General features: G+C 46.9%; 14 protein-coding genes. 4 read left to right on the forward strand and 10 right to left on the reverse strand.

Annotated elements, in window-relative coordinates; translation table 11 throughout:
• The 3 genes from ACLR2L_RS13860 to ACLR2L_RS13870 all read left to right on the forward strand — a co-directional run.
• A partial coding sequence (locus ACLR2L_RS13860) for an efflux RND transporter permease subunit (RefSeq protein WP_413368807.1) occupies positions 1 to 2274 on the forward strand: 2274 nt, incomplete at its 5' end.
• Positions 2264 to 2707 (forward strand): hypothetical protein, encoded by a 444-nt coding sequence (locus ACLR2L_RS13865; protein ID WP_413368809.1) that lies wholly within the window; start codon positions 2264 to 2266, stop codon positions 2705 to 2707. The genes ACLR2L_RS13860 and ACLR2L_RS13865, both read left to right, overlap by 11 nt.
• A 164-nt stretch (positions 2708 to 2871) precedes the next feature.
• Positions 2872 to 3996 carry an endonuclease/exonuclease/phosphatase family protein gene (locus ACLR2L_RS13870; protein WP_413368829.1) on the forward strand — a complete coding sequence of 375 codons (1125 nt, stop codon included), beginning with the start codon at positions 2872 to 2874 and terminating at the stop codon, positions 3994 to 3996.
• Between the two features lie 73 nt (positions 3997 to 4069).
• Here the strand turns inward: ACLR2L_RS13870 and ACLR2L_RS13875 are convergent, their stop codons facing one another.
• Positions 4070 to 4270: a hypothetical protein gene (locus tag ACLR2L_RS13875; RefSeq protein ID WP_140956672.1), complete on the reverse strand. Its 201-nt coding sequence runs from the start codon at positions 4268 to 4270 to the stop codon at positions 4070 to 4072.
• Positions 4271 to 4297: 27 nt separating this feature from the next.
• Positions 4298 to 4474 (reverse strand): DUF1328 domain-containing protein, encoded by a 177-nt coding sequence (locus ACLR2L_RS13880; RefSeq protein WP_140956673.1) that lies wholly within the window; start codon positions 4472 to 4474, stop codon positions 4298 to 4300.
• A 233-nt stretch (positions 4475 to 4707) separates the two neighbouring features.
• Between ACLR2L_RS13880 and yfbR the strand changes: the two genes are divergently transcribed.
• A complete protein-coding gene (yfbR, locus tag ACLR2L_RS13885; protein WP_140956674.1) occupies positions 4708 to 5352 on the forward strand; it encodes a 5'-deoxynucleotidase in 645 nt (214 codons plus the stop codon).
• Between the two features lie 37 nt (positions 5353 to 5389).
• Here yfbR and ACLR2L_RS13890 read toward each other — a convergent pair whose 3' ends face one another.
• From ACLR2L_RS13890 to ACLR2L_RS13925, 8 genes are all read right to left on the reverse strand, one after another.
• Positions 5390 to 5956, reverse strand: a complete 567-nt coding sequence (locus tag ACLR2L_RS13890; protein WP_413368812.1) for a CC0125/CC1285 family lipoprotein — start codon at positions 5954 to 5956, stop codon at positions 5390 to 5392.
• Positions 5957 to 6112: 156 nt separating this feature from the next.
• On the reverse strand, positions 6113 to 8071 hold the full coding sequence (locus tag ACLR2L_RS13895; RefSeq protein WP_413368814.1) for a response regulator: 1959 nt from the start codon (positions 8069 to 8071) through the stop codon (positions 6113 to 6115).
• Between the two features lie 10 nt (positions 8072 to 8081).
• The gene (locus ACLR2L_RS13900; protein WP_413368817.1) at positions 8082 to 8534 is read right to left on the reverse strand and encodes a response regulator; all 453 of its coding nucleotides are present in this window, start codon (positions 8532 to 8534) and stop codon (positions 8082 to 8084) included.
• Positions 8524 to 10035 (reverse strand): sensor histidine kinase, encoded by a 1512-nt coding sequence (locus ACLR2L_RS13905; protein WP_413368819.1) that lies wholly within the window; start codon positions 10033 to 10035, stop codon positions 8524 to 8526. The genes ACLR2L_RS13900 and ACLR2L_RS13905 overlap by 11 nt, the downstream gene beginning before the upstream one ends.
• On the reverse strand, positions 10032 to 10265 hold the full coding sequence (locus ACLR2L_RS13910; protein WP_413368821.1) for a hypothetical protein: 234 nt from the start codon (positions 10263 to 10265) through the stop codon (positions 10032 to 10034). The genes ACLR2L_RS13905 and ACLR2L_RS13910 overlap by 4 nt, the downstream gene beginning before the upstream one ends.
• A gap of 20 nt (positions 10266 to 10285) precedes the next feature.
• Positions 10286 to 11626, reverse strand: a complete 1341-nt coding sequence (locus tag ACLR2L_RS13915; RefSeq protein ID WP_413368823.1) for a sigma-54-dependent transcriptional regulator — start codon at positions 11624 to 11626, stop codon at positions 10286 to 10288.
• A 115-nt stretch (positions 11627 to 11741) separates the two neighbouring features.
• Positions 11742 to 12653: a LysR family transcriptional regulator gene (locus ACLR2L_RS13920; RefSeq protein WP_413368825.1), complete on the reverse strand. Its 912-nt coding sequence runs from the start codon at positions 12651 to 12653 to the stop codon at positions 11742 to 11744.
• An 18-nt stretch (positions 12654 to 12671) separates the two neighbouring features.
• Positions 12672 to 13019 carry a rhodanese-like domain-containing protein gene (locus tag ACLR2L_RS13925; protein ID WP_413368827.1) on the reverse strand — a complete coding sequence of 116 codons (348 nt, stop codon included), beginning with the start codon at positions 13017 to 13019 and terminating at the stop codon, positions 12672 to 12674.
• Between the last annotated feature and the right edge of the window lie 344 nt (positions 13020 to 13363).

The raw sequence follows: 13363 nt of genomic DNA on the forward strand, positions 1-13363 counted from the left end.
CAGCTTGCTCAGCAAACCTTTAGTCCTGATGAATTTATACTGGTGGCATATGAACCGACGCGTCATGAAGTGTTCAGTGAACAAACCTTCGATGATCTTGAACGTTTGAGCGAGGCGTTTAAAGCAATTGAACGCGTTGAAGCGGTAACGTCAATTATCAACGTTCCGTTGGTGAACGACGCAGCGGATTTGACGGGCAATACCCAGGTTGATCAACTCACCTGGGAGTTTCAACGGTACACACCGGAAACCATGCGCTCGCTGGTGTCAGGACATCCTATTTTTACTGACTTACTCATTAACAGCCAGAATACGGCGACGGCAATTCAGATTGTTTTTAAAGACAATCCGGAGCTGGTAAAAATTGAACGCAAAATCACGGCACTAAAGGCCGAGTTCATGGGGAAAGATCTGCCGGACAGCGCTCAGGAGCAGCTTGACGCATTAGCGAAACAAGCCGATCCCATTCGGCTGGCGTTAACAGAAAAACGCAAGCAAGAAATCGCGCAAATAAATCACATCACGTCCGCAGTCGCAGAGCGCGCAAATGTTTATTTGGGCGGGCCTTATGTAGTGGGTCAACACCTGATTGATATTATTACCAGCGATCTTGTTGTATTTGGCATTGCGATTGTGCTGGTGATTGCTTTATTACTGGCAGTCTTGTACCGACGGTTGCGATGGGTAATTTTTCCGCTTAGTGCCTGTGCAGTGAGTGTGGGTATTACCTTAGGCGTGTTGGGTTGGCTTGATGTGCGGGCAACGGTAATTTCTGCCAACTTTGTGGCGTTGCAAATTATTTTAACCCTGGCCGTAATGATCCATATGATCAGCAGTTATCGCGCTATTGCCCGGGATAAGCCGCAATCTCATCAGTACGAGCGGGTAAAAGCTATGCTGCATGCCAAGTTTGCACCGTGTTTTTTTGCTGCATTAACCACTTCTGTGGGCTTTGCTGCACTGTTGTTCAGTGGATTAGCACCAGTCATCTCTTTTGGCACTATGATGTTATTAGCTACCAGTATTTCGCTGCTGGTCAGTGTCATTGGATTTCCTGCCGGACTGGCTTGTCTCAAAGCAAACAGTGAAGGTAAGGAGTGGGGCGTTTTCTCTACCTTACTCAATCGTGCTGCCGGTGTTTCTTTAAACAAGCCCGGCTGGGTATTGTTTGTGTCAGCTGGGTTATTGATTGTACTTTCCGCGGGTATCTTGCGCCTGAATGTAGAAAATTCATTTATTAATTACTTTGCAGACGACACTCGCGTTCACCAGGAGCTGGCTTATATAGACAAAGAGTTTGGTGGCACAACGGCACTGGATATTATTATTGATATTCAGCAACCACCCAGCGACGCTTCATTGCTGCTAAGTGCAAACAGTGTGAATCAACTTCAGTTGGCACAGGCTGCTGTGAAAGCATTCGAAGCAACCGGTAGTGTGACTTCTCTGGTCAATTTTACTGAGCTTGCCAAACAGCTGAACAACAATAAGCCGCTAACTGAATACGAGCTGTCGGCGATTTACTACCTGCTCGACAAAAAAGTAGTCAATCAACTGGTGGGGGCGTACTTTTCGGAAGACGCACAGCAGCTTCGTATGGCAGTTAGAATTAAGGACACTACCGAAGGCCTTGATCGCGAGCAGTTCATGACGCAATTACGCCAGGATATGCAGGCCGTATCTTTGTCTGAACAACACTATCAGCTTACGGGGTTGTTTGTGTTGTATCAGGATATTCTGGCCAGGTTATTTGATTCGCAAATAACCACGCTGGGATTGGTTTACGTGGCGCTTGGTCTGGTGTTTCTGGTGATTTTCCGCTCCGTTAAATTCGCATTGATTGCCCTGGTACCCAATGTATTAACCACACTGGCAATTCTGGGCATTATTGGATGGCTGGGCATCCCGCTGGATATCATGACAATCACCATTGCCGCAATCACCATGGGGATTGCAGTGGATGACACTCTTCACTTTGTTCACAGCTATCGGGCATCAGCAGCGCAAGGTACCGAAGCGGCTACTCGCAATGCGTTTAGTGATAGCGGCATGGCTATTCTTATCACAACGTCACTAATTGCGATCGGTTTTTCGTTATTCGCATGGTCAGATTTTTTGCCCAGTGTGTATTTTGGATTACTGACTGCAATCGCCATGTTATTGGCATTGTTGGCCGACATGACGTTGCTGCCTGCCTTGCTAAATTTGCTGCCTGGTAAACACAACCAGAATATTAACGCGAACATTCAGGAGGGCGCACATCATGCAAAATAAATGGGTTAAAGAGCTGTCAGCTACCTTTTTCGCGGGTCTGTTCATGTTAATTTCCGCCACCATGATTGGACTGGCAGGCGTACATTTTATTGAGGGATTTAACGCCGATATCGATTTTGTCTCGGCGGTGATTAAATCAATCAACGATCTGTTTATAGCACTGGCAACCTATGAACTGGCAATCGGCATCTACAAGGAATACCGTTTTAGCGAAGAAGATGATTTGTTTGATGCCATCCGGCGCACGGTAACGCGTTTTGTGAGTGTGGTGATTATTGCATTGGTGCTGGAAGGATTGATTATGATTATTAAATACAGTCAGTTAGATTTGGCTGGTAATCTGTTCTATCCGGTCGCCGTGGTGGTGGCAGCCAGTTTACTGTTGATGGCATTGGGACTATTCCTGCGCTGGAGTCGGGCAAGCGGAGCGTAGCATTCGCAAGGTCTGTTGGGGTACACTGAGGCCAACATTTACCCCCTATCAGGCTCAGTTACATGACCCACCATTTTTCTTTTAAACACCGGCTTACAGGTATTTTGCTGCTTAGTTTGGTGTTTGGGTGTTCAGAGCAAGTGGCACCCGCAAACACCACCCCTATGACACCTGACACACCAACCATTCGAATTGCCACGTTTAACGTGAGTATGGAAGCAAATAATTATCGCGCTCAGGACATCGTCCCATCAGCTACCACGTTATTAACACTGTTAAATGATCCTGAACAACCACAAATTCGAAATATTGCTGAAATTATTCAGCGGGTTGCGCCTGATATTTTGTTACTCAATGAATTTGATTTTTCGACTGGCGCAGACCCATCGGCAGCGCAGCGGTTTATTAATCACTTTTTGGCTGTAAGCCAGCAGGGGCAGACACCGCAACACTATGATTATGTATATACTGCACCAGTGAATACCGGTGAACCCAGCCCGTTTGATTTAGATCGCGATGGCGAGGCTACAGGTACTGGCGGCGACGCCTATGGCTATGGTATTTATCCGGGGCAGTATGGCATGGTACTGCTGTCAAAATATCCCATAGATTTTGAATCGGTGAGAACGTTTCAGATGTTCCTGTGGCAGGATATGCCCAATGCGCAACAACCTGTTTATCCGGGCACTACTGACAGTTGGTATGACGAAGCGGCCTGGCAGGGTATGCGGCTTAGTTCAAAATCGCACTGGGATATTCCGGTGAACGTAGAAGGAAAGTGGCTTCACGTTCTGGCAATGCATCCTACGCCGCCTAACTTTGACGGACCAGAAGACCGAAATGGTAAGCGCAATCACGACGAAATTCGATTGATGGCAGATTATTTGTCGAGTGACACATCTGGGTATATTTATGATGACCAGGGTAATAGAGGCGGTTTATCGCTCGATTCCCGGTTTGTACTCGTAGGTGATTTTAATGCCGCGGATGCAGGAGACAAATACCGTCCAGGTGTGATTGAACAACTATTGCAACACCCAGCAGTCAATGGCGATGTAGTGCCTGAAAGTGACGGTGGCAAGGCGCATTGCAACGACGCTTATTGCGCGCGATACACCGCAGAGTGGGGAGCTCGAGCAGACTATGTACTGCCGTCGCGATACAACATATCGGTTAAACAAAGCGGTGTGTTTTGGCCAGTGCAATCTGATCCACTGTATCGGTTAGTGGAGAACCGAGAGGCGAGTTCGGATCATCGTCTGGTGTGGGTCGATGTGATCCTGAACTAATGCTTATTTGATTACCCCAGCCATAAAAAAAGCCCATATCCACCGGGATATGGGCTCTTTCGAAGACACGTGATTAACAATCTTTGTCTTTCGCGTCAACGCCTTCCTTAACGTCTTCACAAGCATCTTCGATGGCATTACCAGTATCGGTAACGACTTCATCGATCTTTTCACCTGCATCTTCTGCAGCGCCATCACCACAAGCAATTACACTACATGCAAATGCCGCGATCACTGTCATTTTAAGTACATCCAATAGTTTTAACGTTTTCATAGTCATCTCCTTGTGATGTTAATGGGGTTAAACTCGCGGTGCTTTACCACGTAAAGCGCCTGCAATTAGCGAGATAACCAGCAGTACGACAAACAGGAAAAACAGGAACTGCGCAATGCCCGTTGCGGCACCGGCGATGCCACCAAATCCAAATACTGCAGCAACAATAGCAATAATAAAAAATACAATAGCCCAACCTAACATGATGTCTCCTTTATTTATCAGTAAAGACACATTAGCTAATGCGAGTTGTGTGCCATAACGTATAGCATTGATTATGTTGGGTTTTTGTTGATTTGTGGTTGGGTGAGAACAGCAGGTATAGCCATGGTTACAGGCAGCTGTGCATTTTTTACAGAGTGTAAATCCGGATTGCGGCAGACATTTTGTTGAATAGTCGTTAAGATCGCCCAATCCACCAGAATCAGGAGAATACAATGGCAAACAGCCACTCAGCCTTTATTGGACTTATGCAGCGTGCACGTAACGTTAAACGCTGGCCACTAATGGCTCAGTTTCAATCTGAAATGCTCTCTACCCATATTTATGAAGCATCGGTGATCGCTCATATGCTGGGCGTGATAGCAAAAGAGATATTTAACGAAGCCATTGAACCTGACCGTGTCGCTGCCATGGCTATTTTTCACGAAGGCAGCGAAATCGCTGGTATGAGTGATATCCCGAGTCCGGTTAAATATCACGATCCGGAAACCACACAAGCCATTAAAAAGCTGGAGCGGCGCTTTGAGCAGATGCTCATTAAGACCTTGCCTGAGCCGCTTCAGGCCACTTACGAACCCTTAATTGTGCAAGACAAGAATGATGTGCATGTTCGCCTGGCGAAAGCAGCTGATGTGTTGTGTGCGTATTTAAAGTGTGACTACGAGCTGGCGAAATCCAATCACGAATTTTCCAATGCAATGGAAGAAATGGAAGTACAGCTTAAAAAATACCGGGATATGTATCCGTGTGTTGACTACTTCTGTAAGATCTTTTTGGAAGATGCCAAAGGCACGTTAGACGAGCAAACCAAAGATTTGAATTGGGTAGAGCACGCTAACCAGGCGAACTTAAAAGGCTAGCATGCTTAAATAACGATCGCGCCAACAACATAAAGCGTTATTCTGCAACCCACACAGCCGAGGCCGGGGCAGTCTGACCAATGCCGCCTTGTATCACCAGCGTGTAAAACCGGGTGGGCAACTGCTCAGTGTCGTTTTGGCTGTTATTAACAGCAGGCTGAGCGCGGGTTTGGGCAATTTCACAATCATCTTTTACACAAGGTGATTCCGGCAGTTTTCCGTTAACATCCCGTTCAACAACAGAGAAATCTGCCGGAGGCACAGGTGCGTTTGCCTGTTCTTCTGGCAAGCTGTCAGTGGTACTCGATACAATTCTGTACCACGAAAAACCTTGCTCTTTTGCCAGTGCCGACGCGCGTTTGTGGGCGTAAGCCTCAATTTGATCAAATGCTGTATGTTCATTTGCTGCATAGGCAATGCGAAATGTCGATTCATTCAACTGATGCGTGCTGTATCCAAAGGGTTGCGAAGGGCCGGACGGCTGGAATGGCGTTGGTGAAAGATTCGCACAACCCGACAACATACAAAGCGTCAGCATGGCTACAAACACCACGCGAGTAATGCAAGTGGACGTAAACATGCGGTGTAACACAGTAATATCCATAATGGCTTCCTTTTCTTGTTACCCGGGATGGGTACTGGTTTACAAGATGGAAAGCAAACACTGTGCCTTATAAAATTGCTATAAAATACATAATGTTAAGCTTTAACTGCACGATATCTGAAGCGTGAATTTCACAATGGGTGAAATTTTTACAATTCAGTGGCGTTGTCGAATGGGGATCGTTATTTGGGCTAAATCTTCACGGCTCACCGGCTTCAGCAGCGTTTGTATAATGGGTAAACCTTTAAGTGCTTCAGGATTCGTTTCCGTACCACTTACAATAGTAAACGTTAATGAGTCGGATATGCGCATTAACGACTGGATGAGTTCGTATCCGTTGGCATCGGGTAAATGCAAGTCAACCATAACGTGGTCGTACGCGTTTGGAGAGTCTGTTATTAATTGTCTGGCTTGTCTGGCACTATTAGCAGCAGTGGTTTGGTATCCAAGGGCTGTAAGTAGTATTACCATTAGATCGGCAACATCTTCATCGTCTTCTACCACCATCACTGACGCGCTGGCAGGCTGTTGGGGTAGGCTGGATACAAGGGGTGATTCATGCAGGTATCGAATCAGCACATCACTCAGGGCTTGTCGGTCAATTGGCTTGGCAATCACATTATCAAAACCTTGTTCCAGTAAGGATTCCCGCAGGCCTTTTCTGCTGGCTGCCGTTACGGCCACTACCGGTGTAAATATGCCTTCGCTGCGCAGTGCTTTTAAGCAGTCTATGCCATTCATTACCGGCATATGGATATCCATCAATACCAGGTCAAAAGGGGTATTTGCAGTTTGGCTTTCCTGTATTTTTTCCAGTGCCTCCAGCCCGTTTTTGGCATATTGAACACTAGCCTGAGTGGTTCCCACCAGGCTGCCGGTTAGACGTCTGATATCGCGCAGGTCATCAACAATAAGCACATTGCCGTACAGATCTTTGCGAATACTTACTGGTGTAGCGCGCTGTGGCGCTTCTAAATCCAAAGTTACCCAATGGCTCACATCATCACATTGTAGTGGGATGGTAAAATGAAACTGACTGCCTTTACCTGGCTGAGACTCTACGCAGATTTCGCCGCCCAGACGGTGGACTAACTCCCGGGTGATGGCAAGTCCCAAACCGGCTCCTCCATGATTGGCTTGCATCAGATCTTCAATTTGCTCAAAGGGTTGAAATATTTTATCCAGCTTGTCTTCGGGCATGCCAATACCGGTATCTTCTACGCAGAATATCAGTAATTTTTGGGGCGCACTTGCCTTAATCCTAATGGTTACCTGACCATTCGGAGTAAACTTAATCGCATTGTTAACCAGATTAATCAGCACCTGACGAAGCCGGGTGGCGTCGGTGCTGATTTCTTCCGGAATGTTACTGTCGGCCACAACGGTTAATACCAATCCTTTCTCACTGGCTTGCATTACCATCAGGCTGTAGAGATCAGATAAAAAGCTGGCCAGATGCAGGGCAGAGGGGCTTAATTCCAGTTTGTTTGCCATGATCCGGGACATATCAAGCAAATCATTTAACAGGCTCAATAAGTGTTTACTGTTGTTCAGAATAGTTGAGAGTTCTTGTTGAATGGGCTCGTTGCTGTGGTTGTCCAACAGCATTTCCGTGTAGCCAAGAATCGATGCCAGCGGCGTGCGAAGTTCATGACCAAGATGCGCAAGAAATTTATCCTTTGCCTTGTTTTGCTGTTCAATTCGGTTGCGCTCAAGCCGTTCAGTTTCTATTTCGCGGCGAACCAGTGCGTAGCGAATCGTGCGCATAAAACGGGGTGTGTCGATTTCTGATTTCGTGAGAAAATCTTCTGCGCCCGCCCGCATTACCATGTCATCTACCACACTGTCGGCCTGACCTGTCAGCACAACAACGGGAATGGATACCGATAAGGCTTTTAACTTTGCCAGTACATCAATGGCATTTTCTTTTCCCAATCGGTAATCAAGTAAACACAGATCAAATGGTTGTTCTTTCAGCAATGAAATGGCCTGATCGCCATTTTGGGCCCAACTAATAGAAAACGTCGGTGATTTGCACTGTGCCAGTGAGTCGGCAGTAAGCAAATAATCGTCTTCATCATCTTCGATTAGCAGTAACTCAACATGGTCAGTCATGGCCTGTTACTCAGCTGTTTTGTGGAAGTTCAACAATTTCTATCCAGTAGCGGCCGAGGGATTTCATAAGCTCAACTAAGCCTTCGAAGTTTACTGGTTTGGTGATGTACGACGCCGCGCCTAAATCATAGCCTCGTAACATGTCTTCTTCTTCTTTTGACGTGGTTAAAATAACCACCGGAATTCCCCTTAAAGCGGGGTCCGCCTTGATTTCCTGCAAGGCCTCACGTCCATCCATTCGGGGCATATTCAGGTCAAGCAGAATCAGGCTGGGGCGAGGAGAGCTGGCTGGGTCGCTGAAACGCCCCTCCCGACGCAAATAAGCCAACAACTCCAGGCCGTCTTCAACGCATTGCAAATTGTTAATTACACGCCCTTCGGTGAGCGCGTCCAGCGTGAGAAGACGGTCGTCTTCATCATCGTCGGCCATTAATATAGTTATCGGCACACGGCTATGTGGCATCCTGGGTCACTCCTTGTTGTCTTGCGTTGTCGAAAGGTTGCCCATCTAAGGGTAAATACATGTCGAATCGGGCGCCTTTGCCTGGTTCACTAAATGCAGTTATTAGGCCGTTGTGGCGCTCAACTATGCGTCGGCACACTGCCAAACCTATGCCGGTGCCTTTGTATTCTGAGCGGCCGTGAAGGCGCTGAAAGGGAGCAAAGATTTTCTCTGCAAATGTTTGTTCAAAGCCAATGCCATTGTCCTGCACTGTAAGCTTCACCCAGGCCAGTCCTGGCAATAATTGATGAATTTCTTGTTCATGGCTATTCACGTGCTCACAGCGCAACGTGATTTCAGGTGGCACTTCTGTATGCTTAAACTTGAGGGCGTTTGAGAATAAATTTAAGAATAACTGCGACATCTGTGAAGCGTCAGCTTTCATTACCGGTAAAGGCTCTACAACAATGTGCGCCTGCGTCTCTTCGATGGGTATTTCCAAATCCTCAAGAATAGCCGAGACAACCTCATTTAAATCGGTATCGGTAAAATCCTTGCCACGGGTGGTTACCCTTGAAAATGCCAACAGGTCACTGATAAGCATCGACATCCGCTCGGCTGCATTGAGCATTCTGTTGAGGAAGTCCTGTCCGCGTTCGTCTATTACATCCTGGTAGCCGGTACTTAAGCGATTGCCAAAGGCGCGAATTTTCCTGAGCGGCTCCTGAAGATCGTGAGAGGCTACAAACGCAAAATCTTTTAATTCGCGGTTACTGCGCGCCAGTTCCTCTGAATACACTTTGAGTTCTGACGTGCGTTCTTCCACTCTCGACTCCAGCACCATGTTGTGATGCTGAAGTTCGCGGCGGTGCTTAATGGTTTCCCGAATGTTAATTCGCAACAGAAAAAACATACCGACAATAAGCAGCCCGGTGGTTACCGAGGAGATGATCAGGTTGTTCACGGAATCAATGCGAAGCTTAACCAGCGTCGCGACATGCAGCTGTTGTAATCTTCGTTCTTCCTCTGCAATCTGGTTAAACAAGGTTTCAAATCGATCGTACAGCGCCAATCCAACCTGAGAATTAAAAATGCTCAGGGCTTTGGCGTGCTTGTCGGCGCGGGCCAATTCCACGGTCTCAATAAGCTCATTCAATTTTTGCTTAGCCAGTTTAACCAACTCTTCGATACGCTGGCTTTGCGCTTCAAAGTCAGATTTGATGGCGTTTGCTTCAACATCGGCAAGCAGTTTGTTTACCTGGTTGAGTGTTTTCTCATAGTCTTCCAGATAGGCGGGATTATCTGACAGAAGAAAGCCGCGTTGACCTGATTCTGTGCGCAGAACGGCAACGTGCAGGGCATTAACAGAATCGATTACCTTATTGGTGGTAAATATACGCGCTTCTACGGCGGCTAGTTCATCCAATGTATGAATGGTATAAATTGAATTTGCAGTAATAACAACCACTATTAAAGCGATCATTAGTACCCAGGAGGATGCCGTTCGAATCAATCGCTTCATTCAGGATTATCCTGTGAATCGGGACGATTTCTTGCCACTATCTGACTCAGGCTCTCGCTGCAGGATTTGCATTCAGTTATGATTTTATCGAGTGCAATCATCGCTTTTTCTACAGGCACATCGCCATTGAGTGCCATTTTAATCAGCTCGGCTTGCATGGTTATGCGATTCAAAGGACGACGTGCATCGTGCACGTCAACCTGCAATTGTTCAAACTGTTGCTCATTCATTCCTTGCGCGTTCCTTCCTGTTATTTATCGCTGGCGCTTGGGTGACCGTAAGCATGTAGTCGGTTGTACGGGGTTTTTGTTCTAGTACTAAGCATTTCTGCTGCCGTGGTTTTATTGCCATCTACTTTTTCAAGCGTGGCATAAATGAGTTCCTTCTCAACTTCTTCTATGGTTCGTCCGGCTTTTAAGCCCGAAGATAAGTTTTGCTTTTTGGCAAACGGCGACTCAATCGTTTTTGGGAGATCCAGCGTACTGCTCTGCGGATCACTCATAATGGCAGCCCGATGTACAAAGTGACGAAGTTCCCTGATATTGCCTGGCCAGTCATACGCAGACAGTTGCTCGAGTTGACTGGATTGCCACTGATACTGCGTACCATTTTCTTCGTTTAGCTGGTGAATAAAATACTCGGCCAGCATGGGAATGTCATCTTTGCGCTCGCGCAATGGCGGGATCGTGATGGGGAATACGGCTAAGCGAAAATAAATATCTTCACGCAGTACTTTGCTTTGGGCAATTTCTTCCATTGAACGATTTGTGGCCGATACCACTCGGCAATTAACCGGGATAGTTTTAGTTCCACCTACGCGAATAACGACTTTATTTTCCAGCACCCGCAATAAATTGGGCTGCATGTCGATAGGCATTTCGGTAATTTCGTCCAGGAATAACGTGCCGTTTTCGGCCTGTTCAAATACGCCTGCTTTTTTTCCTACTGCGCCGGTAAACGCGCCTTTTTCGTGGCCGAACAATTCACTGCCAATTAATTCTTTGGAAAATGCACCGCAGTTTGTGGCGACATAAGGGCCTTCGGATTCTGATGCCTGATGTATTGCGGCTGCTACCACTTCCTTGCCTGCACCACTTTCGCCTAACAGCATCACATTAGCCTGCGTTTTACTGACCCGGCCGATCAGCTTATACAATTCATGCATGCACGCTGATTCGCCAATCAGGTGGCCAAAATGCTTGGTAAAGGCGGGCTTTTTAGCGTTAGGCGAGGAACGGGCAGAAGACTTACGACTTAATACCTGCTCGATATCTTCGCGTTGAATAGGTTTTACCAGGTAATCCACTTTCGGTCCGCAGAGGTCTTTAATGATGCCTCTAACAGATGGATGACCGGTGATCAGGGTAACATGGGTTGGAGATTTTTCAGGAAGCGATTCCAGTAAATGTAACCCGGAACCGTCCGGTAGCATGAAGTCCAGTAATATGTGGTCGAAGGTTTCTTTTTTAACCCAATCCCGGGCCTCTTCCAGATTGGTAGCAGTAAGTACCTCGTGGCCTAAAAACTCGATGATAGTGCAGGCTACGTCCAGAAATTCAGTATCGTCGTCGACAAGCAGTACAGTAAGCACGGGAGCATCCTTTCATTAAATAAAACTCTGGCAATAGTTCAATTACGGAAGGCCAGGTTGTTGGGATCAAAAAAATTTTAATAATTCGGTGTGGTAGATGTATACCCGTGCCGGCTTATTCTGACACGGAATCTATTGAGGGTAACGACATGGTCTGATAGCGCAATTCCCCTAAAAATGATCTTGCCGCAGGCCCGAGTCGATCACCGTCGGCAAAGCATAAGAATAATAACGCTTTCCTGACGCCGCCTTGATCCAGTGGCAGCGGTTTTAATAAGCCACTGTCCAGTTCGTTGCGAATAATTGCCAGGGGAAGCCAGGCAAATCCCAATCCTTGGCGAATAATATCTATCGATGTTCTTACGTGGCTTACGGTCCAGCGCTGATCCGCTCCTAACCAGCCCGATTCTGCTTTGCGGTCGGTTGAGGAATCCCTCACCACAATCTGACGATGCCCTTTAAGGTCTTCCAGCGTTAGCAAGCGTCCTAATGCATGGAGGGGATGAGAAGGGTGAGCTACGGCAATAAAATCAATTTCACACAAGTCTTCTGAAAAACCACTGTTAAACGGAAACGGGGAAATGCCAAGGTCAACCTCGCCTTCTTTAAGCAAGGTATTGGCTCCGTTTAACACGGTCTCCATTAATTCAATGCGAAGCAGTGGGTAATTTTGTGATACTTTATTGAGTGCTTTGTAGAGCATTTCCGGTGGGAAAATAATATCCACTGCAATTCGCAGGTAAGTTTCAACGCCCGATTTCAGGCTATTGGCAACCGACTCTACTTTGTGGGCCTCATCCAGTAAATAACAGGCCCGGCGATACATCAATTCTCCGGCTTCTGTTAATGAGACCCGACGCCCCTCGTTGATAAACAGCGTAAGGCCCAGCGCCGACTCGAGTTTTTGTACGGCATGGTGAATACTTGACTGGCTTTTGTGAACCTGTTCAGCGGCTTGATTAAAGCCTCCGGCATCCACTACGGCTTTAAACATTCTCCATTGTTCGAGTGTCGCTTTTAAATTCAAATGTTGCTCTCCGCTGTATTATGAAAATGCTTTTTGAATGGTGGGTACGTCACAAGTGACTACTGAAACGTGTTGATAACCCATTCTGGATAGTTGTTCTGCCGATAGCATTGCTCTGGCCCCGGATGCACAATGCAGGTATATCGGTGTGCCGGGATCCTTTACCAATTCCAGCATTTTCATTTCCAGCACGCCTCTGGGGATGTTGATTGCTCCTCTTGCAGGACTGGTAGCATGCTCGGCAGGCTCTCTAACGTCAATAACGAAACCGTCGTGTTGTGCTTTTTCTCCGGCAGCCTGAGCGGCAGTAATTTTGCGGGGCTGCGGTTGAATAGCAGCCAGTCTTTCCTGAATAGTGAGTAACATGTCGCTCTCCTGATGGGTTATTCAATTCGTATTCTTAATTTATCGGGAATTTATCAGCTAAAAAACGGTCTGTATCTGATACAGCGCAAGGTGTAGAACAAATACTCGCTGATATGTTGGTATTAGCTACACTATAGCCTAATACCAATTCGCATAGTAGTTTACCCACTCAGCAACACTGACAGGTTTTTTAGCTAGGCTTGGTTGTGCAGGTTTGGTGGTTCCAAATCAAGCAAGCGTAACAACGCTAAAAAGCCTGTCAGTATTGCCCGAAGGGAGTGGCCAAAACGACTTACATCTGTGTTGCGCCCTCTGGACATAGAATGGCTATGCCTCAGAGTGCG

This window comes from Alteromonas sp. AMM-1 (genome assembly GCF_047290655.1).
Taxonomy (GTDB): domain Bacteria; phylum Pseudomonadota; class Gammaproteobacteria; order Enterobacterales; family Alteromonadaceae; genus Alteromonas; species Alteromonas mangrovi.